This window comes from Stenotrophomonas sp. HMWF003 (assembly GCF_003061285.1).
Taxonomy (GTDB): Bacteria; Pseudomonadota; Gammaproteobacteria; order Xanthomonadales; family Xanthomonadaceae; genus Stenotrophomonas; species Stenotrophomonas maltophilia_AP.
The window spans coordinates 1-2500 of sequence record NZ_QAIW01000169.1 but is presented as its reverse complement, the minus strand read 5'-3'; the positions used below and the strand labels follow the sequence as shown (position 1 = coordinate 2500).

The window sequence follows — 2500 nt, the reverse complement described above, 5'->3', positions numbered from 1 at the left end:
GAGGAAGTCAACTACGAGAAGAGCCGTCTGCGCGTCTCGGTGCTGATTTTCGGTCGTGCCACCCCGGTCGAGCTCGAGTTCGGCCAGGTCGAAAAGGCCGTCTGACCGCCCGTAGAGCCGGGCTCTGCCCGGCTGTACATGAAAGGCCCAGCGGGGCAGAGCCCCGCTCTACGTGCCGCCGCCCTCCCGTATTCAGACAGGCGGGCCAAAACCTGATATAGTGCGCGGCTTCCTGCCAGGAAGCTGGCAAAAGCAAGGGCCGCCGCGAGGTGGCCTTCTGCGTGAATTCAAAACGCGATGCCGGGACGCGTGATTCCCGGTCCGATGGGGAGCCTGTTGTCGTAAGGCGCTAGCACCCGGAGAGCATACTCATGGCAAAGAAAGTTGTCGGTTATATCAAGCTGCAGGTGAAGGCCGGTCAGGCCAACCCCTCGCCGCCGGTCGGTCCTGCGCTGGGTCAGCGTGGCCTGAACATCATGGAATTCTGCAAGGCCTTCAATGCCGCCACGCAGAAGCTGGAGCCGGGTCTGCCGGTGCCGGTCATCATCACGGCCTATTCGGACCGTACCTTCACCTTCATCACCAAGAGCACCCCGGCCGCCGTGCTGCTCAAGAAGGCTGCTGGCATCTCCTCGGGCTCCAAGCGCCCGAACACCGAAAAGGTGGGCAAGGTGACCCGTAAGCAGCTGGAAGAAATCGCCAAGACCAAGGAAGCCGACCTGACGGCCGCCGACCTGGACGCCGCGGTGCGCACGATTGCCGGTTCTGCCCGTTCCATGGGCCTCGTGGTGGAGGGTTAAGAAGATGGCACAGACCAAGCGTGAGAAGGCCATCAAGGCCGCCGTCGTCCCGGGTAAGGCATATGCCTTCGAGGACGCGATCAAGATCCTGAAGACCGCTACCAAGGCCAAGTTCGTCGAGTCCTTCGACGTTGCTGTGCGCCTGGGCGTGGACGCCAAGAAGTCCGACCAGCAGGTGCGCGGTTCCACCGTGCTGCCGTCCGGTACCGGCAAGAGCGTGCGCGTTGCCGTCTTCGCACCGGCCGGTGCCAAGGCTGACGAAGCCCTGGCCGCTGGCGCCGAAGCCGTTGGCATGGAAGACCTGGCCGAAAAGATGCAGGCCGGCGATCTGAACTACGACGTCGTCATCGCCACCCCGGACGCCATGCGCGTCGTGGGTAAGCTGGGCACCGTGCTCGGCCCGCGCGGCCTGATGCCGAACCCGAAGGTCGGCACCGTGTCGGCCAACCCGGGCGAAGCCGTCAAGAATGCCAAGTCGGGTCAGGTGCGTTACCGCACCGACAAGGCCGGCATCATCCACTGCACCATCGGCAAGGCCGACTTCGCTGAAGAAGCGTTGAAGCTGAACCTGCAGGCGCTGCTGCTGGACCTGATCAAGGCCAAGCCGGCCACCTCCAAGGGCACCTACCTGCAGAAGGTATCGGTCAGCTCGACGATGGGCCCGGGCGTCACCGTCGATACCTCGTCGCTGACCCTGAAGTAAGTGTTTCAAGCGGGAGCTGGGTACATGCCCGGCTCCCGCGATTTTTGAAGGCAATCGACGTGGGGTCCGCCCCGCAACGATAGCCGTCAAAGACCGCAGGCGCGGTCAGTACATACCGGCGACGGGCAGGGATGCTCGCATTGGCAGGGAGTCGCCGCCGGCGCAGTACCGACCGCTTAATCGATTCCCCCGGGAATCACCCTGCGTAGATGGTGCCCTTCTGGAGTTTTTCTGGTTTACGCACGTCTGGGTTCTCCCAGGTTGGCCATCCAGGTCTAGAACGGCCCACCCTTGGAACATCAACCCGATGTTCCCGGCGTCCAGGACGGATGCCGCCCAGGACCGCACACGGCAGGAGCCGTAAGCGGAGTTCAATTGGAGGAGTGCAATGGCTCTCAATCTGTCCCAGAAGCAAGAAGTAGTCGCGGAGCTGGCAGAAGTCGCCGCCAAGGCTCACTCCTTGATCGCAGCCGAATACGCTGGCACCACGGTCTCCCAGATGACCGCGATGCGCAAGCAGGCACGCGAAACCGGCGTTTTCTTGAAAGTTGTCAAGAACACGCTGGCGGCACGTGCAGTGGAAGGTACCGAATACGCGTGCGCCAAAGACGCCCTCGTCGGTCCGCTGCTGTACGCGTTCTCGCTCGAGGAGCCCGGCGCAGCCGGTCGCCTGATCAAGGATTTTGCCAAGACCAACGACAAGCTGCAGGCAAAGGTCGTGGCCATCGGCGGGGAACTGTTCCCGGCTGGCCATGTTGACGTGCTGGCCTCGCTGCCGACCCGTGATCAGGCCCTGGCCATGCTGGCCCGCGTCCTGACCGAGCCGGTCACGATGTTCGCCCGCGCCATCAAGGCCATCGGCGACAAGCAGGGTGGTGGCGAAGAAGCCGCTGCCGATGCTGCCGAACCGGCTGCCGAGACCGCCTGAGTCGACGTTTCCGTGGTTCCTGACGGAACCTCAACCCAGAAAATTATCCAAAGGTAATCGAAATGTCCC

4 protein-coding genes (1 of these 4 cut by a window edge) are annotated in these 2500 nt (G+C 63.2%); all 4 read left to right on the top strand.

Going from position 1 to position 2500, the window contains the following annotated elements:
- Positions 1-105, top strand: the end of a protein-coding gene (nusG, locus tag DBR34_RS06960; RefSeq protein ID WP_017356001.1) for a transcription termination/antitermination protein NusG. 456 nt of this gene lie to the left of the window's left edge; only the last 105 of its 561 coding nucleotides appear in the window; its start codon lies off the left edge, out of view; it ends in the stop codon at positions 103-105.
- 266 nt (positions 106-371) lie between these two features.
- Positions 372-800, top strand: a complete 429-nt coding sequence (gene rplK / locus DBR34_RS06955; RefSeq protein WP_019186116.1) for a 50S ribosomal protein L11 — start codon at positions 372-374, stop codon at positions 798-800.
- Between the two features lie 4 nt (positions 801-804).
- Positions 805-1503, top strand: a complete 699-nt coding sequence (gene rplA, locus DBR34_RS06950) for a 50S ribosomal protein L1 (RefSeq protein WP_128096249.1) — start codon at positions 805-807, stop codon at positions 1501-1503.
- Between the two features lie 388 nt (positions 1504-1891).
- The gene (gene rplJ, locus DBR34_RS06940; RefSeq protein ID WP_128096248.1) at positions 1892-2431 is read left to right on the top strand and encodes a 50S ribosomal protein L10; all 540 of its coding nucleotides are present in this window, start codon (positions 1892-1894) and stop codon (positions 2429-2431) included.
- Positions 2432-2500: the final 69 nt, after the last annotated feature.

What these genes read in the sequence shown, in the direction of transcription:
- rplJ (WP_128096248.1), top strand. Translation starts at nt 1,892, where the DNA reads ATGGCTCTCAATCTGTCCCAGAAGCAAGAAGTAGTCGCGGAGCTGGCA.
- rplA (WP_128096249.1), top strand. Translation starts at nt 805, where the DNA reads ATGGCACAGACCAAGCGTGAGAAGGCCATCAAGGCCGCCGTCGTCCCG.
- rplK (WP_019186116.1), top strand. Translation starts at nt 372, where the DNA reads ATGGCAAAGAAAGTTGTCGGTTATATCAAGCTGCAGGTGAAGGCCGGT.